Consider the following 24414-nt stretch of genomic DNA (forward strand, 5'->3'; position numbering starts at 1 on the left):
GCCCTGAGGCCATTAATAGTGCGGGTGTGGCGAAATTGGTAAACGCAGTAGCCTTGGAAGCTACTGGCGAGAAATCGCCATGAGGGTTCGAGGCCCTCCACCCGCACCACAATTCTAAGCGTAGGGCATTCGTGTACGAATGTCAAGGGTAATTTTTTACTTGACACAAGGCTTGCGCTAAGTATAAAATTAGTCCCATGAAAGACAAAAAGCACAGCCTCACAAGCTCCCCGATAATCAAAGAGATACCAGCAGCTTGCAGCAACGAGCTTGCAGCCGTGGAATTTCTTGAGCAGCAACGTTGGGGAAATTCGCCGTGCTGCATTCGCTGTGGGAGTGTGAACGTGTACAAGATGGTGGATGCCAAGACAAACGAACGCAACAATCGTTTCTTGTGGCGTTGCCATGACTGCAAAGAGCAGTACACAGTCCGCATCGGGACAGTTTATGAGGAATCCCGAATTCCCCTTCGCCACTGGTGCTATGCGTTTTGGAGAGCCGCCACATCCAAAAAGGGTGTCTCTGCTCTGGAAATCAAACGGCAATGCCAGATCAGTTACAAGTCTGCCCTGTTCCTTATGAATCGAATCCGCTTCGCGATGGCCCCAGACGCCAACGCGCCTAAACTGACCGGCATTGTCGAATGCGACGAAACTTATATCGGCCCCCGTCGGCCCCGTCACAAAGGAACCAGCAGACGCGGACGCGGCACCAGCAAGACTCCGGTTTTCGTGGCCGTGGAACGGGATGGACAGCTTCGCCGTCGCGTCATCGCAGACGTGACGATGGCAACGATAGGAAACGCAATTCGTGAGGAAGTTGACAGGCGCGCCCACTTGATGACGGACGAATTTACGGCTTATACCCGCGTCGGCCCAGAGTACGCGAAGCACAGCACTGTGTGTCATTCCACCAAGGAATATGCGCGGGGAGACGTTCACACGAACACGGCAGAAAGCAGCCATGCTCTTGTGAAACGCGGAATTGTGGGCATTTACCATAATGTCAGCCGCGAATATCTGCATCGTTATCTTTGGCAGTACGATTTCCTTTGGAACAATCGAAAGTTGAACGATGGAGAGCGCACCGTTCTTGCAATTCAGTCAGCAGAAGGCAAACGCCTCATGTATGCTGAACCAGCAAAGGCATAGTCTCCCATGCCCAAAACAGCCAAGCGCAAAAAGCCCAAGAAACAACGGGCCACTCCCGGCCCCAAGCCAGACACGCTCAAAATTGAGGGCGACTGGCGAGATGCGGTAAAGCAATCCCTGACGAAAAAGAAGCCGCCCGAAGGTTGGCCAAAAGGATGAATACATGACTGAGCAACGACGGAGATTGCGGTGTTTTGGCTGCTCGCAGCCGATTGAGCTTCCACATCAAAGCCCACAACAAAAGGCAACCGACGCATGGCCGATAACAATCGTCTGCCGTAACTGTGGGCGGCTGGCATCTTATTCGATACAGGACATCCTCTATGAAGAAATCCCTATTCCCGCCCAAAGCCTCCAAATCGATGTTCTATGGTGCGTAACGTTTCAATGTGCTTATCAAAACTGTTCTGCACCAAAGCGGAACGTATATACGAACTGTGGACAATCTCAGATAGATGACGCACCGAATTTTGTCCTAGGTTCAATAGAAGCTGTCTGCTGCGACAAAGGCCACCCATTCAAGATTGGCAATTTGGATTCCGTTCATCACGTCACCAACATTTGAGCGCGGTTGGGAGCCGCGATATCCCGCCGCGTCCCGCGATTGCGTAAAATACATACTTCCGTTTGCTAATTGCTTCTTCAGTACTTCGGCACCTTCGGGTCTACCCTGTCCGCCCAGGCCAGGATTCCACCCGCCAGGTTCTTCGCTTTGGTGAAACCGGCCTGGCGCAAAAAAGCCACGGCGCGCGCGCTGCGGACGCCGGAACGGCAATGGACCACCATCTCCTTGGCCGGATCTAGTTCGCTGACGCGCTTGGACAGATCGTTGAGCGGGATGAGGTGGCCGTTGAGGTTGCAGATCTGGTATTCGTGGGCCTCGCGCACGTCCAGGATGAAGATGTCGTCCTTGGCGTCAAGCCGCTGCTTCAGTTCTTCCACACTGATTTCAGGTATGCCGGTCTGGTTCACAGGTGTCTCCTGTCCGCGCAATCCGCAGAATTCTTCGTAATCAATAAGTTTAGTGACGGTGGGGTGGTCGCCGCAAACCACACAGTCAGGATTTTTGCGCAGCTTGAGTTCGCGGAACTTCATGCCGAGGGCGTCCACCAGCAGCAGGCGTCCGATCAGCGGCTGCCCGCTGCCCAGAATGAGTTTGATGACTTCCGTGGCCTGGATCAAGCCGACCAGTCCGGGCAAAATGCCGAGCACTCCGCCTTCCGCGCAGGAAGGGACCAGCCCGGGCGGAGGCGGCTCGGGATAAAGGCAGCGGTAGCAGGGCCCGTCTTTGGCGGCGAACACGCTGGCCTGGCCCTCAAAGCGGAAAATGGAGCCGTACACGTTGGGCTTGCCGGTGAAGACGCAAGCGTCATTGACCAGGAAGCGCGTGGGGAAGTTGTCCGTGCCGTCCACAATGATGTCAAAGCCGGCGAAGATCTCCAGCGCGTTGTCGCTGGTGAGCTTGGCGTTAAACGTCTGCACGTTGACGAAAGGATTGATGGCCGCAATCTTTTCCCGCGCTGACTCCAGCTTGGGACGCCCCACGTCACTGGTGAAGTGGATCACCTGGCGCTGCAGGTTGGTGAAATCCACGACGTCGAAGTCCACCAGCCCCAGCGTGCCCACGCCGGCGGCGGAAAGATACAGAGCCAGCGGCGAGCCCAGCCCTCCGGTGCCGATGCAGAGCACGCGCGCAGCCTTGAGCTTTTGCTGGCCCTCCATGCCCACTTCCGGCATGATCAGGTGCCGGGAGTAACGCAGGACCTCCTGGTTGTTCAATGCGGGAAGGGATTCAGGCGCCAAAGTGGTGGCCATACAGATTTCCTTTCATTGCTCAAGGAGCTTAGCTTGGAAATGGTCCTCAGGGAAAGCGCAGACGCGCGGGGCTAGCGAGGCAGGCGGCACATTCGACAAAACCAAAGCATGACAACATTATAACGTTACAGAGCTATTTTGAGCGGCTGCTGGTTGGCGACAATCTCAATTTCTTCCGGCTGCAGCTCCTTACGCTCCTCCTGGCCCAGCAACTCGAAAGACTGTGTGGCGCGAGAGCTCCCGCGCTCCACGCTGGTGATCACGTAAGAGCAATTGAACCAGTAAGCTTCCTCCAGGTCGGTGGGCGAGGGGTGGGGCGGATGGTCAGGATGCGAGTGATAAAAGCCGATGATGTCTTCGCCGCGGCTCTTGGCCAGCTTTTGGGCGTTAATAACTTGCTGCGGCTTGATGCTGTAGCGGTTCGCGGGCGAGTCCGACCGCGCGTTTTCGCAGGTGACGGTCATGGTCACCAGGCGATGGCCTTCCAGAAAGTTGCCCAGTAGGATGCCGCAACATTCGTTGGGATAGCTGCGTTCGGCTTCCCAGCGGATCAAATCGTAGTCCGCCTTGCTGATCTTCAGCATAAGGGTCTCCTGGCAAGTGGCGCGGATTTTCCACAAGCTTGCCGGCCAGGACAAGCCCCGTCACAAAATCAAAGCGGAGCGACGAACTGCTCCAGACGAAGGGCACTCATCTTAGACGATTCGCCCAGGGATTGCATCATTGTTGCAGCAATTTTTGTTGGAAAATTGGTGATTTCAGCCGTCTTACTCTTCCTTCCGGCAAAATTTGCACCTTTCAATGTGCAGTTGCATGCGTTTCTCCAGTTTTTGGAAGCTACAAGCGAATCGCCCCTGGGCGCGCAACGGATCGACGTTCTGTCGCTCTTCCTGAGAAGGAGCATGCTGGTGGCGGTCGATAGACTGCTTGGCGGCGCTGCCGGAACCAGGACAGTGTCCAGTTCCATCCGCAGCTTGCTGTTCCAGTTGGGAGCTTTCGATCTTCGACCTGTAGTGGCAGTGTGCCTGGGATTGCTGATGGTCACCGCAGTAGCAGCCTTCTTGTCCGCGAGACGCGCCACCAAAGTGGATCCCCTGGTGGCGCTGCGCTACGAATGAAGGATGCAATTTCCGACGCTTTTTGCCCAATCACTTGCTTGCCGAAGTTTGCCTGAAAGCGCGTCCCAATGGGAGAATAAGCCTGTGCTTTTGAGCGGCTGGGAGGCTCGGTTTATTTAGTGTCCTGACCCGGCCCAAGGGCATCAAAGTAATAGTAAGACTGCGGGCTTCAACAACCCCGCAGATCGGGCGCCTGAGTGCAAAACGGCGCAGTGGATCTGCTGGAGCCTGCGGATGCTTTCAACATCCCCGTTCCGGGGCGTCAAGCTCCTGGGACTGAAGGCGGAAAAGAAAATGACGACCTTTGTTGCTCCATTGTCCGAGCGGGCGGAAATCTGTTCCCTCGACAACTATCTCGTACTCCCCGACCAAAGCATGGACGCGCGCATCGCTGCGGCCAAGGCCGCGCTGGGCGAGCGCGTGGTTGTTCTCGGTCACCACTACCAGCGCGATGAAGTGATCCGCTTTGCCGATTTTCGCGGCGACTCCTACAAGCTCTCCCAGGAGGCTGCGCGCACCCAGGCAGAATACGTTGTCTTCTGCGGCGTGCACTTTATGGCGGAAAGCGCGGACGTGCTCGGCCACGGCGGCCAGCAGGTGATTCTGCCGGACATGAATGCCGGGTGTTCCATGGCCGACATGGCGGAGATTGGCCAGGTAGAAGCCGCCTGGAAACAGCTGGTCAAACAGGGCCTCACCGACGAACTGGGCCACGGCATTACGCCGCTTACGTACATGAACTCCACGGCGGCGATCAAGGCATTTTGCGGCGAGCGCGGCGGGCTGGTGTGCACGTCGTCGAATGCCGGTGCGGCGTTCCAGTGGGCGTTTGCCCGCAACGAGAAGATCTTCTTCCTGCCTGACCAGCATCTGGGCCGCAACACCGCCTACGCCATGGGAATCCCCCTGGAAGATTGCGTGGTGTGGGACCCGTTCAAAGTCCTGGGCGGGCTTACGCCGCAGCAACTGCGCGCGGCGAAAGTAATTCTGTGGAAGGGCCATTGCTCCGTCCACCAGCGCTTTTTGCCCGAACACGTGGACAAGGTCCGCGCAAAGCATCCCGACATCAAGGTCATCGTGCATCCGGAGTGCCGCTGGGAAGTTTGCCAAAAGGCTGACGGCGTGGGCTCCACCGAGGGGCTGATCAAGATGATCAAAGAGTCCCCGGCGGGCAGCAAGTTTGCCGTGGGCACGGAGATCCATCTGGTCAACCGCGCGAGCAAAGAGTTTGCCAAGGACAACAAGATGGTCATCACCTTGGATGATTCCGGTTGCCTGTGCACGACAATGTTCCGAATTTCACCGCAGCATCTGTGCTGGTCGCTGGAGAACCTGGTGGACGGCCAGGTGGTGAACCGCATACAAGTGGCCGACGACGTGAAGCACTGGGCGCGGGTAGCGCTGGATAGGATGCTGGAAGTGAAGTAAAGACCGTTCACCGCAAAGGACGCAAAGGGCGCAAAGAGAAATAAATGGACAAACCCAAAACATTCACGCTGGAAGAAGCCCAGACGCTGGTGCCCGTGCTCAAGTCGTTGCTCAAGACGGCCATGGAGGGCAAGCGGACTATTGAGCAGGTGGAGCGCGAGTCGCTGGAACTGCATCGCCGCATCATAGAGAGCGGCGGGTTCCACGTGGACATCGTGAAGCGGGCGCGGCGGGTTGCGGTGCGCGACAAAGCCCTGCAAGAGACCAAAGACGCTCTGGCGGAGATTGATTCCATCGGCGTGCAGGTCAAGGACATTGATATCGGCCTGCTGGATTTTCCCTGCGTGGTGGAGGGCGAGATCGTCCTGCTGTGCTGGAAGTACGGCGAAGACGAGATCGAATACTGGCACGGCGTGGAAGAAGGCTTCCGCGGACGCAAGCTGATTGATGAGCGGATCAGGAGCGGGAAGAAGAAAGAAAAGCCGAACTAGCAGAAGATTGCCAGAATCGCCGAAAATGCCAAAATTGCCAGGATTGAACGAACGTTGCTGAGTCCTAAGGAGCGCGGGAAGATGCGGTCATCGCCCAACAGGCTCGGCGTCCACCTGTCCTGATTATGGGACGCGCATGTCCAGCCGGACAATTCCGCGTCATCTGTTTCCGGGGCGCAAGGGCTGCTATATTTGTGTTCAGGATTCCAATGAAATTCCAGAGTATAAGGCGAGTCGCCAGGCGCGCGCGCATGGCTGTCTGCGCGGTTGCCGCGCTGGCGAGCGTGCTCAGTTTGCCGGGATGCGGGGGCGGCACGTCGGGCAAGACGGAGTATCTCTACGTCGCCGTGCCGGAGGCGTCACTGCGCGACCACGTTTCCACCATCTACAACAAGACCGGACTGGCGCACAACGGTGAGCGGTTGCTAGTGCTGGAGCGGATGCAGAACCGGCGCTTTGTTCGCGTGCGCACGCCGCGCGGAGAAGAAGGCTGGGTGCAAGAGCGCCTTCTGGCCGACCAGCAGACTTTCGACCAGTTCCAGCGGCTGGCCGAGCAGTACAAGACGTCGCTGCCGCAGGGCACGGCGACGGTGGAGTTGCAGGTGAAAGTCCACGTGCTGCCGGGGAGGAAAGCCGGCTACCTTTATTTGCTGAACGAGAAGCAGAAAGTGGAGTTGCTGGAACGGCGCGCGGCCGCGCGCAACGCCACCGCGGCACAGATGGAGAAACAGCAGAAAGACAAAGACAAGGACGCCGATGCGGACAGCGATGACGAAAAGGACAGCAGCACGCCTGACGTGGTGATGGAAGATTGGTGGCTGGTCCGCGACACGCAAAAACGCGTGGGTTGGGTGCTGGGACGCACGCTGTACCTGGACATCCCAATTGAGATTGCGCAGTACGCGGAAGGCAGCCGCGTGATCGGCGCGTTCCCGCTGGATGAAGTCCAGGACGGCGACAAGAAGGTCCCCGAGTACCTGGCGCTGCTGACCGAGAATAAGGACGGACTGGCGGCGGACTTCACCCAGGTCCGGGTGTACACCTGGAACACACGCAAACATCGCTACGAGACGGCGTACCGCGAAAAGAACTTGTCCGGTTCGCTCCCGGTGGAGATGGGGCGCCAGGATTTTGGCGGCAAAGAAGGCACGCTGCGGACCTTTACCCTGCGCCTGAAAGACGATGACGGCAAAGCCCGCCAGCAGCTGTACAAGTTCAACCCGCCGATGGTGCGCAAAGCCTATGCGCCGGGCGAAGAGCCTCCGGCCAAGCCCAAGAAGAAGCGCGGGGAGAGTACGTCGCGGGGCCATCGCCAGGGGTAAGGCGGTCTCGGCAGGCCAGTTTTTTGGCCGCAATCCATCCATTTTATTCAGAACATTCCTGTTAACCTCAGGTTCGCCCCATTCGTTCTAGTGCTGGAGGTCGAACATTATGGATGCATTCGTGAGCAGCCAATTGAAAGAATGGGCCCTATTGCTGACGTTCATTGCCATGTGGGTTTGGATCGCCTACATTGTCACCACGGGCTTGCGACGCAGGCAGCAAACGTCCATGCAGAAGGCGTTGCTGGAAAAGTTTGCGTCGGCGCATGACTTTGCCGAGTTCATGCAGTCGCCGGCGGGGCAGAAATATGTGATGAGCTTTACTGATGCCGTCACCAGTCCGCGGCAGGCGATCTTGAAAACCGTGCAGATCGGGATGGTGCTGGCGTTTGCCGGTGTGGGATTGCTGGGGGCCGCCCTGCGCAATCGGCTCTGGTTTGTGGACATTCTCGGGATGCTTTCCATTTGCATGGGCGCGGGCTTTCTGGTTTCGGCTGTCGTCTCGTACTTTATCGCGAGAAAAATGGATGCGGGAGTGAAGGAGTGAGGGCTTGGTTGCCATAACCGGAGAACGGCAAATCCTGATGGCCATGACCAAAACACGCAGCGATGCCGCGCGCGAGGAGCAGGCGGCGCAGGCGGAATTTGAGATCTTCTATCTGCGGACGGCGCGGACGCTGCATGGCTACCTGTGCCGGCTGAGCCGCGATCCGGCCACGGCGGATGAAGTCCTGCAGGACGCTTACATCCGCATGATCGCAGTACCCTCCATGGACGAAGCCGGCCGCAAGGCCTACCTTTACACCACGGCCACCAACATCCTGCGCGACCGCTGGCGGCGGCAGAAGCGCGAACGCGAATGGACTGAACAGAGCAGCGTGACGGAAGAAACCCACCAGAATTTCAACCTTCCCGTGGACATGGCGGCGGTGTTCGACCAACTGGGCGCGCAGGAACGCGCCGTGCTGTGGCTGGCCCACGTGGAAGAGATGAGCCACAAGGAAATCAGCGCTATTCTAGGCGTGAAAGAGCAGAGCGTCCGGGTGATGGTATTCCGCGCGCGAGAGAAAGCGAAAGACTTGCTGGAAAAAGCAGGGTTCAGAGGGTCCCATGAGTAATGATTTTCAATTTGATGCTCTGATCAAGAAGATGGCCGACGATCATCGGCCGCAACTGCCCAGCCCGGGACTGATCTGGTGGCGGGCGCAAGTCCTCAAAAAACTGGAAGCAAAAGAGCGGGTTGAACGTCCCATGGCGATCATGCGGATGGTGGTGTCCGCGGTGGGCGCCGCGTTGTTACTGGGATTGGTGGCCGTGAATTGGCTGACGTTTCATGCCGGAACTCAGCAGAGCAATCTCATCCTGCTGCTGGCCGTGGCGGTTGCTGCCGCAGCCGCGATTATCTTTGCCACCAGTTTGCGGACATTCAAGGTGCGAGATTCCAGCTTCCACCAATAGCGAAGCTCTGGTAGTATGCCGTCGCTCGGAGGAACGCATGGAAGATCTTGGAATTGTCCTGTCGCTGGCGATGCTGGTTGTGAGCATCATCCTGATCATCGCGCAGCTGCGGCTTTTCAGCATTGACCGCACGCTGAAAAGCATTCTTGCCGTCTTGTCCCAGCAAAACCCACAATCGTCGCAGGCGCCGCCGGATGCCCAAGACATCGAGGCCCAGCGCGCCAAAATCGCCGAGGTCCAGAAAAACTGGCCGGGATACAAGTGAGCAGCGGCGATAGGATGCCGCGCTAGGAATAGAATTCAGCGATGGATTCCACCACGTGGCGCTGTTCCGCCTCTTCCAGTTCGGGGAACATGGGCAGCGCCAGGACTTCAGCGGCGGCCAGCTCGGCTTCCGGCAGATCGCCTTTCGCGTTGCCCAGGTAGCTGAAGCACTTTTGCAGGTGCAGGGGCACGGGATAGTAAATCTCTGAGCCAACGCCGCGGTCTTTGAGGAAGTCTCGCAGCTTGTCGCGCTGCTGCACGCGAACCACGTATTGATGGTAGATGTGGTGAGCTTCCTTGCGGGTCTTGAGCAATGTCACGGGGGCGGGCGAGTTGGCTCCGGTCCGGGTGAGTCCAGCGGCGGCGAATAGCTGATCGTAAATCTTTGCCCGCTGGCGGCGAGCATCATTCCAGCGCGGCAGATAGCGCATCTTCACCCGCAGCACCGCGGCTTGGATGGAATCCATGCGGCTGTTGGCGCCGATTTCATCGTGGTAATAGCGCTGCTTGGCGCCGTGATTGCGCAACGAGCGCACGTGTTCGGCGAGTACAGGGTCGCTGGTGGTGAGGACGCCGGCATCGCCAAAAGCGCTTAAGTTCTTGGTGGGATAAAAACTGAACGCTGCGGCATCGCCCAGCGCGCCGGCGGGTTTTCCGTTCCACGATGCTCCCACGGCCTGCGCGGCATCCTCAATTACGCGAAGCTTGAATTCAGCTGCGAGTCGCCCGAGGGCATCCATGTCCGCACACTGGCCGTAAAGATGCACGGGCATGATGGCATGGCGGCGCGGCGCGGAGCTTCGCAGGGCCTGGGCAACTTTGGCGGGATCAATATTCAGTGTTTCCCGATCAACGTCCACGAACACCGGACGGGCGCCGGCGCGGAGGATGGAACTGGCGGTGGCAAAGAAACTAAAAGGCGTGGTGATGACCGAATCGCCGTTGGTGACGCCGGCGGCGGCCATCGCCAGCCAGAGGGCGTCCGTGCCGGAGGCGCAGGCCACGGATTCGGTGGTCCCGCAGAGGGCGGCAAACTCCCGCTCAAAGGCCGTAACTTCATCACCCAGAATGTACTTCTGCGAGTCGCAGACCCGGGTGACCGCCGCCAGGACTTCTTCGCGCAGGCCGGCATATTGGCGCGCCAAGTCCAGCATAGGCACTTCCAGCGACTTTTGGCTCGCGGTTTTCACAAGGGTATGAAGTGGATTTTAGCATCCCAAATGGGGCTAAGGTACTTTTGCCGATAGACCCATGAAAAGCTACAATGTATCCAGCCGTAAGATGTAAGGTAAGAAAGCTGTTTCCCTTGAGTTCCAGGTAGAACTTAACAGGAGAAAGATCGGCAAATGGAAACCAAGCCGGCACAAAACATACAGGACTCCTTTTTGAACACTGCGCGAAAGGACAAGACGCAGGTCACCATCTACCTTTTGAGCGGAGTCAAGCTGACGGGCCGCATACGGTCGTTCGACAAGTACTCGGTCGTCCTGGAAACCAACAATCAGGAGCAGCTCATCTTCAAACATGCCATCTCCACGGTGGTCATGTCCAAGGGAAGCCACCATGATGTCCGCGGGGGACATCATGCGGGAGCTGAAGCCGAGCACGCACCGGCCAAAGTAGAGGGCTAATCTATTCCTGGGCCGCGTTCCCGCTTTCGTAAACCGGCGGGTATGTCCACCGGTCGCGACCGGCCGGAGCGAGCATTCCTGGTGGCGGTGGAGTTTCGCCACCGTTCGCGCACGGACCGCGACGTGGAGCTGCCGCCCAGCGCCGTGCTGGCCCGCGATGCCGCGCGCCACACGGAAACCCAGCAGCCGGACGCGGGACCTTCTCCGCGGCTGCGTCCTGGCCTAGAAGAATCTCTGGCGGAGTTCCGCGAACTGGCAACTTCTGCCGGCGCGGAGATTGTGGGCGAGTTCATACAGCGCCGCGACCGGCCTGATCCCGCCACGCTGATGGGCATCGGCAAATTACAGGAGATTGCCGGAGCCGTAGCGTCAGCGCAAGCCGACCTGGTGCTGATTGACCACGATCTCTCGCCTTCCCAGCAACGCAATATTGAAAACGAAGTGAATGCGCGGGTGATTGACCGCACCCAGCTTATCCTGGACATTTTTGCCCGCCACGCTCGCAGTCGTGAAGGCCAGTTGCAAGTGGAACTGGCGCAGCTGGAGTACATGTTGCCCCGGCTGGCCGGGCGCGGCATTGAGATGTCACAACTGGGCGGCGGCATCGGCACGCGCGGTCCGGGTGAAACGCAACTGGAGACCGACCGCCGCAAGATTTACCGGCGCATTCGCCACATCAAGCAGCAGGTGGAAGAAGTGCGGCGGGTGCGGGCGCAACAGCGGCAGCGCCGGGAATCCGTCCCGCTGCCCACGGTGGCGCTGGTCGGCTACACCAATGCCGGCAAGTCAACGCTGTTCAACGCGCTGACGGATGCCGGCGTGGTTGCTTCGTCGCGCATGTTTGCCACGCTGGACCCGACCATCCGCGGGATTACGCTTCCCAGCAAGCGCCGCGTGCTGCTGTCAGACACGGTAGGTTTTATCCGCAGCCTGCCGACCACGCTGGTGACCGCCTTCCGCGCCACGCTGGAAGAAGTGCAGCGCGCCGCGCTGCTGCTGCACGTTTGCGACGTGACCAGCCCGGTGGCGCAGGAGCAGCAACAGCAGGTGGAGAAAGTGCTGAAGGACCTGGAAGTCCAGAACACGCCGCAGATCCGCGTGATGAACAAGATTGACTTGCTGCCGGAAGCACAGCGGCGGTCGCTGGCCAGTACGCCTTCCACGGTGTACATTTCGTCGGCCCAGCGCCTGGGTTTGGACGATCTCCAAGCGGCGATTGACCAGCGGATCAGCATTGACGCTTTGCGCCACCTGCGCCTGCGTATCCCGCAGAGCGAAGGCAAGCTGCTGGCGCAGATTGAGGCCCGCGCGCACGTGGTGAAGCGGGCTTACCGCGATGCGACAGTGCAACTGGAAGTGGACGCGCCGGAATCGCTGGCACGCGCGCTGGATGCGTATGTGGTCAAGCCGCGGGCTAAGAAGAAATAACCGCGACCCATTTGACCATCTAATGAGGTTGAGTTCCGGACGTAGACTCCACCGGGACGACGACTCCGGCATTGGCTGTGCCGATGGCGCCCGTATGTTCGTCGCGCACCGCCAGCCGCAGCGGGTACGAGCCGGCCGCGAGATCGAAAGTAACGCGGCAAGGGACGTACGTCTTCATCACGTGGTCGTAGTCAGCGTGCTTCAAGCCGGAGGTGATGGTGAAACTCTCCGTCCGCACGGCTTCGCCTTTTTCGGAATAGACCTGCACCACGCAGCTCAAATCGGCATGGTAGAGATCGTCTTCCGTCCGGTCGAAGGATACCGAGTGGGGATCAATCACAAAGGTTACCCGGACTTTGTTTTGCGTCCGGGCGGACGGCGGCTCCACCTGGGCCTGGAACAGCAGCGTTGTGGAAGCGGGCGTCTGCGGGTCCACGGCTTTGCCCAGCTCAATGGCGCGCTGCCGCGGAGATTCAGCCTGATACGCCGCGAGGCTGGCGGCATAGTAACCCAGCCGGTAGCGAAGCTTGACGCCGTGGCGGACGGTCTTCACCTGGATCTTGCGGAACTTGCCGTCCCAGTTCTTGTTATCAGGATAGTAGCCGAGCGTGTAGTAGGTGGAGCCGTCTTCCATGCTGGCCAGGATGACTTTGCCGAAGTCCGTAGTGTTGTAGTAAGCGCGCCCGCCGGTCTCGTCGGCCAGTTCGTCCATGGTGGCGCGGGCGTTGCTCAGTCTGTCAGAGAGTTTGTCAGCGTTTTGCAGAGTCAGCTTGCGGCCGTATTCGTCATGACCGTCATTACCGATCTGGAACAGATCAGAGTTCATGGGGATGCCGTGGAGGTCAACCGGATACATGGCAATTTGCGCGCTCATCAGGCGATCAGCGATGCGGGCGATTTGCAGGCTGTAGTTGTCCGCCGCGTCGCGATTTTGAAACTTGAGGTCGCTGACCAATGAGGTCAAGGGAAAGGCTTCAGAAATCCAAATTACGTTCTTGCGTCCCGGATAGGCGGCCAGGGCCTGGGCCAGGGCTTCCAGCGCGTCCAGCGCGTCCAGCGTGAACAGCACGCGATTGTTGGTTTGCGCGCTCTGCGTGCGCGCGTCAAATTGAATAATGCGCTCCAGCATGGCCTCCGGAATGTGCTGGGCCAGTTGCCAGGGAATGAGCGAAGGCGTGGCGTCACTCATGGGGTTGGGCATCAGGGGAGAGTTCTTGCTGTTCAGATTGCCGACCACGCGGCGCAATACTTCGGGATCGCTGGTGAAATCCTGAATCAGTTGCAATTTTGCGCCAAGCAGGAAAATGGCCACGGGCCGGCCCTGCGGGAGTTGGTCCACGATCTTGAGCAGCCGAAGCCGGGCGTCTGTCTGGTTCAAGTTGGGCGTGTTCAGCCAATCCAAAAGAATCACGTTGAGCGCGCCCGTGGTCTTGTACGCGGGGATGTTGGTAAAAACATTTTCCGGAAGTTTGGCGGCCGCCGCTACAGCTTTTGCGGGCTCTAAGGTGGCGCTGGCCGGCGGCTGAAAGCTGAACACTTTGATCTGCTGCGGCTTGCCGTCTTCGAAGAGAGTGAAGTCGTCTTTGTTCAGGTCGGCGATGGGCTTGCCTTTTGCGTCGGTGGAGATCACGTCCACTACGACCAGGCGGGTGGTGGCGCGTATTTTGGTAAGCGGCTCTTTCGCGGGAGGGCGGTCCGTTGTTTGGGCGGAGGCCGCCGTCGCGGGAAGCAAAGCCATCACTGCAATCCAGATGGAGCGGAAAAAGCGTTGCATGGAGCGGTCTCCTCACTGGGATCTACAGACTTCGCTCACGGGGCAAACGTTAGTTTAGACGCAGGAAGTGAGGCTTTGATTCGCGAAGGGAAAATTTAAATGGGCCTGAGACCAAGAAGCGGTGACGGTTTCCTTGGCCACAAGCCCATTCGATCCTGAATCGGATCGGAGGTGATAATTCCATTCTAGGCCAGTTCCAAGGGGTGTCAAGTGTTTCTCGAGGGTCTTTTTTACTTAGAGCCAGGTCTGTGATTGGGGGCGCACGAGGGCGTAAATATCCCACAAAACAGGTGTGACGATGGGCTATTTGGCAGCCAACACCAGGTGCAGGCCGACGATCACTATAAGGACGCCAAATGCCCGGCGCACAACGACTTCGGGGAGGTGCTGGGCCCAGTGGCCGCCGAAATAGCCGCCCACGGCAAAGCCTAGGGCAATGAGCAGGGCCGCGGGCACGTCTACGTTGCCGGCCTTGTAATACTCCCAAAAAGCGAGCGCGCCGATGGGCGCCAGCAGGGCCCCCAGCGACGTCCCCTGGGCCTTGTGCTGGCTCATGCGGAAGACATACACCAAAGCGGGAACAATGAGAACTCCGCCGCCGATGCCCACCACGCCGGAGAGCAGGCCGACCAGCAGCCCAAGCAGCAAGTAAGAAAAGATCATCATGAAGAAAATCATAAGACGGCGGTGAGGTTGAGCAAAGTGAAAATCCGTGTGGCGGGACGCCAGAATCGCCGAGCGAAGGGCAAAAATAATTTCCTTGCGCGGACGCGACAAGAGAGTGGGCGAAAAGCGCGTCGGCGCGTTGACACTGCCGCAAAGCGGATGATAACTTAGATAGTTTGAAGGTCGTTGCCGATCCGCTCTGTTCACGAACAACCTAACAAGAATCTAAGGGAATGGAAGACACACTCAAGCAAGTAGGCGAATTACTGCTTTCCTCCATCCCCACCATCATTTGTCTGCTGGTGGTGTGGACGGCGTACCGCTTTCTGGTGTTTCCGCGTCTGGAGCAGGTGCTGTCTGAGCGCCATGCCAAGACGGAAGGGGCCGTCCAGCAGGCGCAGGCGGACATTGCCCAGGCGGAGGCGCGCGTCGCCGACTACGAACGCAAAGTGCGGGAAGCGCGGGCGCAGATCTTCGCCACACAGGAGCAGTATCGCAATCGCGTGCTGGAACAGCGCAACAACGCGCTGGCCCAGGCGCGCCAGCAGGCGGAGCAGACGGTGAAGTCGGCGCGGGCGGTGCTGGAGCAGGAAGTCGCCGCCGCCAAGGCCACTTTGCAGACGCAAGCTGATTCCATTGCTGATGAGATCATCCGCAGCATCCTGAAGCCGGGCGCTGCCGCCGCCGCAGGAGGACGCTGATATGAACCTCCGCGTTCGCCGAATCGCGCTGCTGGCTGTCGCTTTCGCGGCACTTTCTTTCGCTGTGGTGGCCAGCCGAGTCCAAGCTCAGGAAACCGCCAAGCCTGCCGCCAGCGAGCAGAAAAGCACGCCTTCCCAGGAAATCAAGGAAGCTGCGAGCAAAGTCGAAAGCACAGAAGCCGGCGCAGAAAAGAAAGAAAAGGCCGAAGAAAACGAAGGCAAATCGTCAGCCGCGGTGCAAGGCCTGGCGAAACTAACCGGCATGACCGTGGACCACGCGTACTGGTTCAGCGTGGGTTTGAACTTCGCCATTGTGGTGTTCATTCTGGCTTACTTTGCCAAGAAGAAATTGCCGGGGGTCTTTAAGGGCCGCACGGAATCCATTCAAAAAGGGATGGAAGAGGCAAAGAAGTCCAGTGACGAAGCGCGCCGCCGATTGACCGAGGTGGAAGAGCGGCTTTCGCGCCTGGACGTGGACATAGCGCAGATGCGCAGCGAGGCTGAGGAAACCGGACGCGCGGAAGAAAAACGCATCCTCAGCGAAGGCGAAGCCGAGCGCAAGAGGATTGTGGAAGCCGCGCAGCAGGACATTACCGCGGCCGCGGGCAGCGCGCGCCGCGAACTCAAGGCCTACGCTACCGAGTTGGCGGTGGACCTGGCGGCCAAAAAGATCCGCGTGGAAAAAAGCACTGACCAGGAACTGGTGCGCGAGTTTACCGCCAATCTGGGAAAGGACGGCAACTAGATGGCAGTGGTCACGGGCCGGTACGCGCGCGCGTTTGCGGAAGTGATAGCCGCGCACCAGGGCGATGCGGGAAAAGCCGTGGAAGAACTGGAGCAGATGGCTTCGCTGGTGGACGGCAGCCACGAGCTGCGCAACGTATTTCAGAATCCCGCCGTCGCACAGAAACAAAAGATCAGCCTGCTGGACGAGATCATCGAAAAGATGGGCGGCTCCAGGCTGTTGCGCAATTTTCTGGCGGTGCTGATTGACCAGCATCGCATCGGGCAGATTGCGGAAATCGCCCGCCAGTTCAAGCAGGACTTGGACGCGCGGATGGGAATCGCCGAAGCAAAAGTGAGTTCAGCGCGCGAGTTGACCGCGGCGGAGAAGAAGAGCCTGGAAAAGGAGCTGGCCGCGACCACGGGAAAGACCATCCGGGCAACGTACGCGGAAGACGCCACGCTCTTGGGAGGCGCGATCGTGCGCGTGGGCAGCACCATCTATGACGGATCAGTGCGCGGGCGGCTGGAGAAGATGAAGGAACAGATTAGTGGGGCGTAGGGGGAGAAAAGGAGATTTGAAATTTCAAGTTTCAAATTTGAAATTTCAGATTCCCAGTCTAAGTTATGGCTCAAATTAAAGCAGACGAAATCACCAAACTTATCCGCGATCAAATTGAGAACTACGAGTCCAAGGTGACCGTGGATGAAGTAGGCACCATCATCTCGCTGGGCGACGGAATCGCCCGCGTGCACGGGCTGGACAAAGTCATGGCCGGCGAACTGCTCGACTTCGGCCACGGACTGGCCGGCATCGCCATGAACCTGGAAGAAGACCAGGTGGGCACAGTGCTGATGGGCGACTACACCGAGGTCAAAGAGGGCGGCGAAGTGAAGCGCACGGGGAAGATCATGTCCGTGCCCGTCGGCGAAGGCATGATTGGCCGCGTGGTGAACGCGCTGGGCCTGCCCATTGACGACAAGGGCCCCATCACCGCCAGCAAATATATTCCCGTGGAGCGCATTGCGCCGGGCGTGATTGACCGCCAGCCGGTGCGCGAGCCCATGGCCACCGGAATCAAGGCGATTGATTCGATGATTCCCATCGGCCGCGGACAGCGTGAGTTGATCATCGGCGACCGCCAGACGGGCAAGACCGCGGTGGCGCTGGATACCATCGTCAACAGCAAAGGCAACAACCTGATTTGTATCTATTGCGCGATCGGCCAGAAGCGGTCTTCTATCGCGCAGGTGGTGCAGAAGCTGCAAGATTACGGCGCGATGGATTACACCATCGTGGTGGCGGCGTCGGCTTCCGAGCCAGCTCCCATGCTGTATCTGGCTCCTTACGCGGCGTGCGCCATCGGCGAATATTTCCGTGACACCGGCAAACATGCTCTGGTGATCTACGACGATCTTTCCAAGCACGCGGCGTCCTATCGCGAAATCTCGCTGCTGCTGCGCCGGCCACCGGGACGCGAAGCTTACCCCGGCGACGTCTTTTATCTCCACTCCCGTTTGCTGGAGCGCGCGGCCAAAATGTCCGACAAGCTGGGCGGCGGCTCGCTGACGGCGCTGCCGGTGATCGAAACCCAGGCCAATGACGTGTCCGCGTACATTCCGACGAACGTCATCTCCATCACGGACGGCCAGATCTTTCTGGAAACCGATTTGTTCAACTCCGGCATACGCCCAGCGGTGAACGTGGGCATCTCGGTAAGCCGCGTGGGCGGGTCCGCACAGATCAAGGCCATGCGGCAGGTCGCCGGCACCATGAAACTGGAGCTGGCGCAGTACCGCGAACTGGCGGCGTTTGCCCAGTTCGGCTCCGACCTGGACAAGGCCACGCAGAACCAGCTCAATCGCGGCAGCCGCCTGGTGGAAATCCTGAAGCAGGACCAGTACCAGCCGCTGCCGTTCAGCAAACAGATTCTGATCATCTTTGCCGGCACCAACGGCTTCCTCGACGACCTGCCGGTGGAGAAGATCCGCGAATTTGAAGCCGAGTTGTACAAGTACGTGGACACGGCGAATCCCAAGCTGCAGCAAACCATCATGGAGAAGAAGACCATTGATGATGCGCTGAAAGCGGACATTCAGAAGACGCTCACCGAATTCAAGCAGCGGTTTTTGAGCGAACGGCAATTGGCGGGAGCGAAAGCGTAATTCATGGCGAACCTGTTAGACATCCGGCGGCGAATCCGCAGCGTGCGCAACACGCGGCAGATCACCAAGGCCATGCAGATGGTTTCGGCGGCGAAACTGCGTAGAGCCCAGGAACGCGCGCTGGCGGCGCGTCCGTACGCCCGGATGCTGGTGAACGTGCTGAAGTCGCTGGTGACGCGCGCGGAACTGTACGATCCGGATACCGGCGAGCCGCGCCATCCGCTGCTGATGCGGCGCCCGGAAAAGACGGTGTTGCTGCTGGTGGTCTCCGGCGAAAAAGGACTGGCCGGAGCGTTCAACGCCAACATCTTGAAGACCGCCGCGCGCTTCATCGAGTCCAAGCGCGACAAGAACATTGATATCGTGACGATGGGGCGTAAGTCGCGCGACTACTTCCGCCGCCGTTATCCCGCTGGCCAGCCGGGCGAGACGCGCAGCGGGCCGATCCAGATTGTGGGCGAACACGTGGGCCTGATGAACCGCGCCCAGTTTGCCGCCGCACGCGACATCGCGGAAAAAGTTGTTCATCTATACACCGAAAGCAAAGTGGATTCGGTGTACCTGGTTTACAACGAATTCAAATCCGTGATTGCGCAGCGCCTGGTGGTGGATGACATTCTGCCCATCAGCGCCGTGGGCGAAGAAGAAGTGGTGATGGCCGAGGAAGTGTCGGAAGAAGAGCGCAAGCGGCGCATTGAAGCCGCCATGCACGCCGGCGTGGGCGTGCGCGGGCTCGATACCTCCGCCGTAGACCAGGCTGCCGCCGGTTTCGGCACCAAGCAGGTGGATTACATCTATGAGGAGCCGCCGGGTGACTTGTTCAGCAACCTGCTGCCGCGCTACCTCTCGGTGCAGTTGTTCCGGGCGATGCTGGAATCAGAGGCCGCCGAGCACGCCGCGCGCATGACGGCCATGGACTCGGCCACCAACAACGCTTCTGACATGATTGATTCGCTTACGCTGGCCATGAACCGGGCACGCCAAGCGAAGATTACGAAAGAGATTATCGAAATCGTAAGTGGGGCGGCAGCGCTCTAAGAGGTACAGAAAATCTTATGGCACAGAATATAGGCAAGGTCGTACAGATCGCGGGACCCGCGGTGGACGTGCAATTTGCCGAAGGCATGCTGCCGCCGGTGTATCAGGCGCTGCAGGTAACCAGCGAAGGATTCAAGGTCCCCGATCCCATCAGCGTGATTCTGGAAGTGCAGCAGCACCTGGGCGAAGGCCGGGTGCGGACCGTCGCTATGCAGGCCACCGACGGCATGGTCCGCGGCATGAAGGCCCTGGACCTGGGCGGACCCATTTCCGCCCCGGTGGGCAAAGGCACGCTGGGCCGGGTGATCAACGTGATCGGCGAACCGGTGGACAACCTGGGGCCGGTGGCCTTCACCAAGCGGCTGCCCATTCATCGCGCGGCGCCCTCGTTTGAAGAGCAATCCACCAAGGCCGAAATGTTTGAAACCGGCGTGAAAGTCATTGACCTGATCCAGCCGTTCTTGAAAGGCGGCAAGATCGGGTTGTTCGGCGGCGCCGGCGTGGGCAAGACCGTTGTCATCATGGAACTGATCAACAACGTGGCCAAGAAGCACGGCGGGTTCTCAGTGTTTGCCGGCGTGGGCGAGCGCACGCGTGAAGGCAATGACCTGTGGCTGGAAATGACGGAATCAGGCGTGATCAAGCCGGGCGTGCCGGAAGAATCCAAAGCCGCGCTGGTGTACGGACAGATGACCGAGCCGCCGGGAGCGCGCCTGCGCGTGGCGCTGACCGCGCTGACCGTGGCCGAATATTTCCGCGATGAAGAAGGCGCGGACACGCTGCTGTTTATTGACAACATCTTTCGTTTCACGCAAGCCGGATCGGAAGTCTCCGCGCTGCTGGGACGCATGCCGTCCGCCGTGGGATACCAGCCGAACCTGGCCACGGAAATGGGCGAACTGCAGGAGCGCATCACTTCGACCAAGAAGGGTTCGATCACGTCGGTGCAGGCCATCTACGTGCCCGCAGACGATCTCACCGATCCCGCGCCGGCCACCACCTTCGCCCACCTGGACGCGACCACCGTGCTGTCCCGCCCGCTGACAGAGATTGGAATTTATCCGGCGGTTGATCCGCTGGCTTCCACGTCACGCATTCTTGATCCGCACATCGTGGGCGAGGAGCATTACGCGGTGGCGCAAGGCGTGAAGCGAATCTTGCAGCGCTACAAAGACCTGCAGGACATCATCGCCATTCTGGGCATTGAAGAACTCAGCGAAGACGACAAGCTCACGGTGTCGCGCGCCCGCAAAGTGCAGAAGTTCCTGTCGCAGCCGTTCTACGTGGCGGCGCAGTTCACCGGCCGCGAAGGCAAGTACGTGAAGGTGGAAGACACCGTCCGCGGCTTCAAGGAAATCATTGAAGGCAAGCATGACGACGTCCCCGAGCAGGCCTTCTACATGAAGGGCGGCATTGAAGAAGTGCTGGCTGAAGCCGAGACCATGAAAGCGACGGCGTAAGAGGCGAGAGATGCTGCCGGAGAACATTCAACTCGAAATCGTCACGCCGGAACGCCTGGTGGTGAAAGCCACCGTGGACGACGTGCAGATCCCGGGCAGCACCGGATATCTGGGCATCCTGCCGGGCCACGCGCCGCTGATTACCGCGCTGGGCGTGGGCGAAATCAGTTACCGCAGCGGCGCTGAGACCAAACGGCTCTCCGTGGCCTGGGGATTTGCCGAAGTCCTGCCGGACAAGGTTACGATCCTGGCGGAAACGGCGGAACGCAGCGACGAAATTGACGTGGCCCGCGCCCAGGCCGCCAAACAACGCGCGGAAGACGAGCTGAAGAAAGCTGGTCCCGGCGGCGACGCCGAAGCCCAGGCGGCATTGCAGCGCGCGACCTCGCGGCTGGAAGTGGCGGGGAAGACCACCTCTTAATCCCGAGCAGAGCGAGGGATCCCTATCAAACCCGTGAACGTGGGTCGGCACGTAGAAAGCGTGCAGCCCCCGCTTGACGAACCGACCAGAACGCATCGTCCAAACATTTCAGCCACCAATTAATTTCAGCAAGCTCTTTTAAATTCGTGTTCATTCGCGAAATTCGCGGCTCGACATTTTTGGTTACGATAGGGATCTCTCGCTCCGCTCGGGATTTCAGAAACTGAAATCCGCGCTCCCCACCCGCAACACCGTCCTTGTCTTTTTCCCGCGTTCTGAAGTTCCTTCGTCCTGTGTCTGGTGGGCCCAAGCGGCAAAAGCTTTGTCGCCGAAGGCGGTGACGGCCAGATAGTCGCCGAGGAAATCGCCTTCGGCGGCGAAGGCATCGTTATCGAGCACATAGTTGGCGAAGGTCTTTCCGCCGTCGGTAGAGCGGGCCAGCGTGACGGTGGTGGCTTTGTTGTCTGTGCGGCGATCATAAAAGACCACGTTCACCGCGCCGGTTTTGGGGTCCACGGCCATCCACTGGAAGAACTGGTCATGGCCGTTGTGCAGCGGATCGCTGTTCACGCGCACCGGCGATGACCAAGTCTGCCCGTAGTCGGACGAAGCGGCGACAAAAACATCAACGTCGCCGTTGGTGTAGTCGCTCCAGGAAACGTAGAGGTTGCCTCCGCGCTTGCCGGCGGGGCCGCGCAAATCTTTTTCCCGCTCGATCCCGCTACGCGGATCCATGCCAATTTGGGGAAAGCCGTTGGAGCGGGAGACGCCGGTGATGCCAAAGTATCCCGGACCGGCGTTGATGATGCGGCGATCTTTGCTGAAGGTTGCGCCGCCGTCATGCGACACGGCCATCATGATGCCGTCGCGGTCATCCCAGATCACGTAGAGGGTTCCGTCGGGAGCGACCACGCCGTGAAATCCTTCCAGGGCGCCGTTGTCATCGCGCGGCAGGCCGGGCGCGCTGTTCAGCTTGATGGGCCTTTGCCAGGTCTTGCCGCCGTCAGTGGAGCGGGAAAACAGGAGGTCGCTGGCGGCCAGGGTGAACTGCGTCCATCCTATATAAAGGTTGCCGGGATGAGGACCGGCAGTGTCGGCGACGATCCACGGCTTGTCTTCAAAGGGGATTCCCGGATCAGAATTGTGGGCGATGACCGTTGCCGCTTCCGCCTCCCAGGTCTTGCCGCCGTCCAAAGACCGGCGCACGAAGATTCCGTTGCGCGTGGCGCCCTGCGCCCAATAGTTGTAAGAGCCCAACTTGTCAAACGCGATGTAACACAGCAGCGCATGGCCGGCGGCATCGTAAGCCAAAGACACGTCGCCGGAGACGCGATAGTCTTTGGGCGCGGTGCCCTGGGCCACGGTCCAGGTTTGTCCGCCGTCAGTGGAATAAGCCACGCTGGCCGGGACCTGCCAGGCAACCACGAGTTGCTGCGGGTTGGCCGGATTCACGGCGATGGCCGGTTCGTTGAAGTAACCGGCTTTTGTGAGGTCGGTCAAGTGGGCTTTGGGTGCGGGCGGCAACGGTTGCGCCAGCAACGTTCCCGCGCAGAGAGAAAGAAGGCATGAGACAAAAAGTATGACGAGTGACTTTTTCATAAGAGTCGTTGTGCGTGCTGTAAAGCGGAAATCATTCTAAATGACTCATCCTGCTTGCTTACGTGAGCCGGGCGCGCGCGTCTGACTTAGTAGATAATGGCTCAGCTGAGATTTTGGTCCCAGGTTTTTACGTGAAGCATCGCTTACTGAGCGCGGGCACTTTCCAAACGTCTTTCTAAATTAAAACCTCTGAGGTGGAACAACCATGAGCAAGATGATTTCTGCGGCCGCGTGCCTGGTGCTGGTACTGAGCTTCTCGCTGTGGGCGGGAACTCCCGCGACCCCGGCTGAACCGGCTTCTCCCGCGCAAGATGGAACCATGCCGGCGCTGGCGGCCATTGCCGGCCAGGGCATGATGAGCAGCGAGGCTTACGACGATCTTGAAGAACTCTCTGACTACATTGGCGGCCGTCTCACCGGCTCGCCGGAAGCGGCCAAGGCCGTGGAATGGGGCATGGCCAAGATGCGGGCCATGGGGCTGGAAAACGTCCACGCGGAAAAGTGGCAGATTTCGCGCGGCTGGACGCGCGGCCACGCCAACGCTGAAATCACCGCGCCCATTCGGCGGCATTTGAGCGTGGATGCCATGGGCTGGGTGGGTTCCACGCAAGCGGGTGGGGCCGAAGGCGAACTCGTCGCCGTGAACATGAACAAGCTGGATGACGAACTCAAGAATGCCGACTCCTGGGCGGGCAAAGTGCTGATCATCGTGCGCAAAGGCCCCGCGCCGCAGGGTCCGGCAGCCATGGGCGGCTTCCTCAAGTTCACCGAAGTGCTCAAGAAGGCGTATGCCGTCCACGCCATTGCGGTGATCGGCGGACAGGGCGGCTCGCCCGCCACCGGCATGCATCTCACGCACACCGGAGCGCTGGGCTTTGATGCCTACTATGACATTCCCGTGGTCAGCATGATCGCGGAAGACCAGCAGCAATTGGAGCGCTTTCTGGACGCCGGCAAAACCGTCCGCCTCAAGATGGACATCCAGAACAAAGCCACCAGCGGCCCGGTGGATTCAGCCAACGTGGTGGGTGAAATCCGCGGCAGCGAGCATCCCGAGCAGGTGATCGTGGTGGGCGGGCACCTGGATTCCTGGGACCTGGCCGCCGGCGCCACTGACGATGGTTGCGGCGTGGCCACCACGCTGGGCGCGGCCAAAGCCATCAAGCTGAGCGGCTTCAAACCCAAACGCACCATCCGTTTCGTCTTGTTCACGGGAGAAGAGCAAGGCCTGCTCGGCTCCATCGCTTATACCAAGATGCATAAAGACGAACTCCCCAACCACGTGGCGGCCCTGGTGCTCGACAACGGCCAGGGGCCGGTGATCAAGCTGAACATGGGCGGACGCGACGATCTGATTCCGGCCATGAAGAAGTTCGCCGACTCGGTGAAGGGCTTTGGCGACCTGGGCGTGGATGACAGCGTGGTCTTCGGCACCGACGTTGGCCCGTTCGTTCTGGCCGGCCTGCCGGGCATCAACATGGACCAGGATTCGCCGGAATACAAATACACCCACCACTCCGCTGTGGATACGTTCGACAAAGTCAAGCCGGACATCCTCATTCGCGACGCCACCATGATGGCCTTGACCGCTTTCTGGATGGCCGACCGTCCGGAGCGCCTGGCCAGCCCCTGGCCCCCGGAAAAAACCGCCAAAATGCTCACCGACAAACATCAGGACGGTTTCCTGAAAGCCCTGGGCCTGTGGCCGTTCGGGGATTTGGGTAAAGAGCCCGCAAAGCCGGCGGGAGGGAAGTAGGTAG

Annotated in this window: 25 protein-coding genes and 1 tRNA gene; 20 read left to right on the forward strand and 6 right to left on the reverse strand. The window is 59.5% G+C overall.

What is annotated here, in order from left to right; genetic code table 11:
* Nucleotides 1-20 precede the first annotated feature (20 nt).
* Together LAO20_15065 and LAO20_15070 are read left to right on the forward strand one after the other, a co-directional pair.
* Nucleotides 21-109, forward strand: a tRNA-Pro gene (locus LAO20_15065).
* Nucleotides 110-197: 88 nt separating this feature from the next.
* Nucleotides 198-1151, forward strand: coding sequence for an IS1595 family transposase (locus LAO20_15070; protein ID MBZ5532749.1), 954 nt, complete (start codon nucleotides 198-200; stop codon nucleotides 1149-1151).
* A gap of 642 nt (nucleotides 1152-1793) precedes the next feature.
* On the opposite strand, the gene moeB is transcribed toward LAO20_15070, so the two are convergent.
* Entirely contained in the window at nucleotides 1794-2966 is a 1173-nt protein-coding gene (moeB, locus tag LAO20_15075) for a molybdopterin-synthase adenylyltransferase MoeB (protein MBZ5532750.1), read from the reverse strand.
* Nucleotides 2967-3091: 125 nt separating this feature from the next.
* Entirely contained in the window at nucleotides 3092-3550 is a 459-nt protein-coding gene (locus LAO20_15080; GenBank protein MBZ5532751.1) for a M67 family metallopeptidase, read from the reverse strand.
* A gap of 168 nt (nucleotides 3551-3718) precedes the next feature.
* Between LAO20_15080 and LAO20_15085 the strand changes: the two genes are divergently transcribed.
* From LAO20_15085 to LAO20_15120, 8 genes are all read left to right on the forward strand, one after another.
* Nucleotides 3719-4084 (forward strand): hypothetical protein, encoded by a 366-nt coding sequence (locus LAO20_15085; protein ID MBZ5532752.1) that lies wholly within the window; start codon nucleotides 3719-3721, stop codon nucleotides 4082-4084.
* Nucleotides 4085-4378: 294 nt separating this feature from the next.
* A complete protein-coding gene (gene nadA, locus LAO20_15090) occupies nucleotides 4379-5512 on the forward strand; it encodes a quinolinate synthase NadA (protein ID MBZ5532753.1) in 1134 nt (377 codons plus the stop codon).
* A gap of 44 nt (nucleotides 5513-5556) precedes the next feature.
* Nucleotides 5557-6003 (forward strand): DUF2203 domain-containing protein, encoded by a 447-nt coding sequence (locus LAO20_15095; protein ID MBZ5532754.1) that lies wholly within the window; start codon nucleotides 5557-5559, stop codon nucleotides 6001-6003.
* A 251-nt stretch (nucleotides 6004-6254) separates the two neighbouring features.
* Nucleotides 6255-7325: an SH3 domain-containing protein gene (locus tag LAO20_15100; protein MBZ5532755.1), complete on the forward strand. Its 1071-nt coding sequence runs from the start codon at nucleotides 6255-6257 to the stop codon at nucleotides 7323-7325.
* A gap of 109 nt (nucleotides 7326-7434) precedes the next feature.
* Complete coding sequence (locus LAO20_15105; protein MBZ5532756.1) at nucleotides 7435-7872, forward strand: hypothetical protein; 438 nt, start codon at nucleotides 7435-7437, stop codon at nucleotides 7870-7872.
* A 4-nt stretch (nucleotides 7873-7876) separates the two neighbouring features.
* Entirely contained in the window at nucleotides 7877-8443 is a 567-nt protein-coding gene (locus LAO20_15110; GenBank protein ID MBZ5532757.1) for an RNA polymerase sigma factor, read from the forward strand.
* Complete coding sequence (locus LAO20_15115; GenBank protein ID MBZ5532758.1) at nucleotides 8436-8783, forward strand: hypothetical protein; 348 nt, start codon at nucleotides 8436-8438, stop codon at nucleotides 8781-8783. The genes LAO20_15110 and LAO20_15115 overlap by 8 nt, the downstream gene beginning before the upstream one ends.
* 37 nt (nucleotides 8784-8820) lie before the next feature.
* The gene (locus LAO20_15120) at nucleotides 8821-9048 is read left to right on the forward strand and encodes a hypothetical protein (GenBank protein ID MBZ5532759.1); all 228 of its coding nucleotides are present in this window, start codon (nucleotides 8821-8823) and stop codon (nucleotides 9046-9048) included.
* 22 nt (nucleotides 9049-9070) lie between these two features.
* Here LAO20_15120 and LAO20_15125 read toward each other — a convergent pair whose 3' ends face one another.
* Nucleotides 9071-10201 (reverse strand): DegT/DnrJ/EryC1/StrS family aminotransferase, encoded by a 1131-nt coding sequence (locus LAO20_15125; protein MBZ5532760.1) that lies wholly within the window; start codon nucleotides 10199-10201, stop codon nucleotides 9071-9073.
* A 192-nt stretch (nucleotides 10202-10393) separates the two neighbouring features.
* Here LAO20_15125 and hfq point away from each other — a divergent pair, with 192 nt between their 5' ends.
* Both hfq and hflX read left to right on the forward strand, forming a co-directional pair.
* On the forward strand, nucleotides 10394-10678 hold the full coding sequence (gene hfq / locus LAO20_15130; protein MBZ5532761.1) for an RNA chaperone Hfq: 285 nt from the start codon (nucleotides 10394-10396) through the stop codon (nucleotides 10676-10678).
* A gap of 42 nt (nucleotides 10679-10720) precedes the next feature.
* On the forward strand, nucleotides 10721-12106 hold the full coding sequence (hflX, locus tag LAO20_15135) for a GTPase HflX (GenBank protein ID MBZ5532762.1): 1386 nt from the start codon (nucleotides 10721-10723) through the stop codon (nucleotides 12104-12106).
* A 19-nt stretch (nucleotides 12107-12125) separates the two neighbouring features.
* On the opposite strand, the gene LAO20_15140 is transcribed toward hflX, so the two are convergent.
* Both LAO20_15140 and LAO20_15145 read right to left on the reverse strand, forming a co-directional pair.
* Nucleotides 12126-13880, reverse strand: coding sequence for a VWA domain-containing protein (locus tag LAO20_15140; GenBank protein MBZ5532763.1), 1755 nt, complete (start codon nucleotides 13878-13880; stop codon nucleotides 12126-12128).
* A gap of 303 nt (nucleotides 13881-14183) precedes the next feature.
* Nucleotides 14184-14546, reverse strand: a complete 363-nt coding sequence (locus tag LAO20_15145) for a sulfite exporter TauE/SafE family protein (protein MBZ5532764.1) — start codon at nucleotides 14544-14546, stop codon at nucleotides 14184-14186.
* A 233-nt stretch (nucleotides 14547-14779) separates the two neighbouring features.
* On the opposite strand from LAO20_15145, the gene LAO20_15150 reads away from it, so the two are divergent.
* The 7 genes from LAO20_15150 to LAO20_15180 all read left to right on the forward strand — a co-directional run bounded on the left by LAO20_15150 (nucleotide 14780) and on the right by LAO20_15180 (nucleotide 21055).
* Nucleotides 14780-15247: an ATP synthase F0 subunit B gene (locus LAO20_15150; protein ID MBZ5532765.1), complete on the forward strand. Its 468-nt coding sequence runs from the start codon at nucleotides 14780-14782 to the stop codon at nucleotides 15245-15247.
* A gap of 1 nt (nucleotide 15248) precedes the next feature.
* Entirely contained in the window at nucleotides 15249-15992 is a 744-nt protein-coding gene (locus tag LAO20_15155) for an ATP synthase F0 subunit B (protein ID MBZ5532766.1), read from the forward strand.
* Nucleotides 15993-16532 (forward strand): ATP synthase F1 subunit delta, encoded by a 540-nt coding sequence (gene atpH, locus LAO20_15160; GenBank protein ID MBZ5532767.1) that lies wholly within the window; start codon nucleotides 15993-15995, stop codon nucleotides 16530-16532.
* 65 nt (nucleotides 16533-16597) lie between these two features.
* Nucleotides 16598-18136: a F0F1 ATP synthase subunit alpha gene (gene atpA, locus LAO20_15165; GenBank protein ID MBZ5532768.1), complete on the forward strand. Its 1539-nt coding sequence runs from the start codon at nucleotides 16598-16600 to the stop codon at nucleotides 18134-18136.
* Between the two features lie 3 nt (nucleotides 18137-18139).
* On the forward strand, nucleotides 18140-19174 hold the full coding sequence (gene atpG, locus LAO20_15170; GenBank protein MBZ5532769.1) for an ATP synthase F1 subunit gamma: 1035 nt from the start codon (nucleotides 18140-18142) through the stop codon (nucleotides 19172-19174).
* 17 nt (nucleotides 19175-19191) lie between these two features.
* Complete coding sequence (gene atpD / locus LAO20_15175) at nucleotides 19192-20634, forward strand: F0F1 ATP synthase subunit beta (GenBank protein ID MBZ5532770.1); 1443 nt, start codon at nucleotides 19192-19194, stop codon at nucleotides 20632-20634.
* A gap of 13 nt (nucleotides 20635-20647) precedes the next feature.
* Nucleotides 20648-21055 (forward strand): F0F1 ATP synthase subunit epsilon, encoded by a 408-nt coding sequence (locus LAO20_15180; GenBank protein ID MBZ5532771.1) that lies wholly within the window; start codon nucleotides 20648-20650, stop codon nucleotides 21053-21055.
* 216 nt (nucleotides 21056-21271) lie between these two features.
* On the opposite strand, the gene LAO20_15185 is transcribed toward LAO20_15180, so the two are convergent.
* A complete protein-coding gene (locus tag LAO20_15185; GenBank protein ID MBZ5532772.1) occupies nucleotides 21272-22654 on the reverse strand; it encodes a glycoside hydrolase in 1383 nt (460 codons plus the stop codon).
* Between the two features lie 205 nt (nucleotides 22655-22859).
* Between LAO20_15185 and LAO20_15190 the strand changes: the two genes are divergently transcribed.
* Nucleotides 22860-24410 (forward strand): M20/M25/M40 family metallo-hydrolase, encoded by a 1551-nt coding sequence (locus LAO20_15190; protein ID MBZ5532773.1) that lies wholly within the window; start codon nucleotides 22860-22862, stop codon nucleotides 24408-24410.
* Nucleotides 24411-24414 lie beyond the last annotated feature (4 nt).

The sequence above is a fragment of the Terriglobia bacterium genome (assembly GCA_020072815.1).
In the GTDB taxonomy this organism is placed as follows: domain Bacteria; phylum Acidobacteriota; class Terriglobia; order Terriglobales; family Acidobacteriaceae; genus Angelobacter.

What these genes read in the sequence shown, in the direction of transcription:
- LAO20_15070 (MBZ5532749.1), top strand. Translation starts at nt 198, where the DNA reads ATGAAAGACAAAAAGCACAGCCTCACAAGCTCCCCGATAATCAAAGAG.
- moeB (MBZ5532750.1), bottom strand. Translation starts at nt 2,966, where the DNA reads ATGGCCACCACTTTGGCGCCTGAATCCCTTCCCGCATTGAACAACCAG.
- LAO20_15080 (MBZ5532751.1), bottom strand. Translation starts at nt 3,550, where the DNA reads ATGCTGAAGATCAGCAAGGCGGACTACGATTTGATCCGCTGGGAAGCC.
- nadA (MBZ5532753.1), top strand. Translation starts at nt 4,379, where the DNA reads ATGACGACCTTTGTTGCTCCATTGTCCGAGCGGGCGGAAATCTGTTCC.
- LAO20_15095 (MBZ5532754.1), top strand. Translation starts at nt 5,557, where the DNA reads ATGGACAAACCCAAAACATTCACGCTGGAAGAAGCCCAGACGCTGGTG.
- LAO20_15100 (MBZ5532755.1), top strand. Translation starts at nt 6,255, where the DNA reads ATGGCTGTCTGCGCGGTTGCCGCGCTGGCGAGCGTGCTCAGTTTGCCG.
- LAO20_15105 (MBZ5532756.1), top strand. Translation starts at nt 7,435, where the DNA reads ATGGATGCATTCGTGAGCAGCCAATTGAAAGAATGGGCCCTATTGCTG.
- LAO20_15115 (MBZ5532758.1), top strand. Translation starts at nt 8,436, where the DNA reads ATGAGTAATGATTTTCAATTTGATGCTCTGATCAAGAAGATGGCCGAC.
- LAO20_15120 (MBZ5532759.1), top strand. Translation starts at nt 8,821, where the DNA reads ATGGAAGATCTTGGAATTGTCCTGTCGCTGGCGATGCTGGTTGTGAGC.
- LAO20_15125 (MBZ5532760.1), bottom strand. Translation starts at nt 10,201, where the DNA reads ATGCTGGACTTGGCGCGCCAATATGCCGGCCTGCGCGAAGAAGTCCTG.
- hfq (MBZ5532761.1), top strand. Translation starts at nt 10,394, where the DNA reads ATGGAAACCAAGCCGGCACAAAACATACAGGACTCCTTTTTGAACACT.
- hflX (MBZ5532762.1), top strand. Translation starts at nt 10,721, where the DNA reads ATGTCCACCGGTCGCGACCGGCCGGAGCGAGCATTCCTGGTGGCGGTG.
- LAO20_15140 (MBZ5532763.1), bottom strand. Translation starts at nt 13,880, where the DNA reads ATGCAACGCTTTTTCCGCTCCATCTGGATTGCAGTGATGGCTTTGCTT.
- LAO20_15145 (MBZ5532764.1), bottom strand. Translation starts at nt 14,546, where the DNA reads ATGATGATCTTTTCTTACTTGCTGCTTGGGCTGCTGGTCGGCCTGCTC.
- LAO20_15150 (MBZ5532765.1), top strand. Translation starts at nt 14,780, where the DNA reads ATGGAAGACACACTCAAGCAAGTAGGCGAATTACTGCTTTCCTCCATC.
- LAO20_15155 (MBZ5532766.1), top strand. Translation starts at nt 15,249, where the DNA reads ATGAACCTCCGCGTTCGCCGAATCGCGCTGCTGGCTGTCGCTTTCGCG.
- atpH (MBZ5532767.1), top strand. Translation starts at nt 15,993, where the DNA reads ATGGCAGTGGTCACGGGCCGGTACGCGCGCGCGTTTGCGGAAGTGATA.
- atpA (MBZ5532768.1), top strand. Translation starts at nt 16,598, where the DNA reads ATGGCTCAAATTAAAGCAGACGAAATCACCAAACTTATCCGCGATCAA.
- atpG (MBZ5532769.1), top strand. Translation starts at nt 18,140, where the DNA reads ATGGCGAACCTGTTAGACATCCGGCGGCGAATCCGCAGCGTGCGCAAC.
- atpD (MBZ5532770.1), top strand. Translation starts at nt 19,192, where the DNA reads ATGGCACAGAATATAGGCAAGGTCGTACAGATCGCGGGACCCGCGGTG.
- LAO20_15185 (MBZ5532772.1), bottom strand. Translation starts at nt 22,654, where the DNA reads ATGAAAAAGTCACTCGTCATACTTTTTGTCTCATGCCTTCTTTCTCTC.
- LAO20_15190 (MBZ5532773.1), top strand. Translation starts at nt 22,860, where the DNA reads ATGAGCAAGATGATTTCTGCGGCCGCGTGCCTGGTGCTGGTACTGAGC.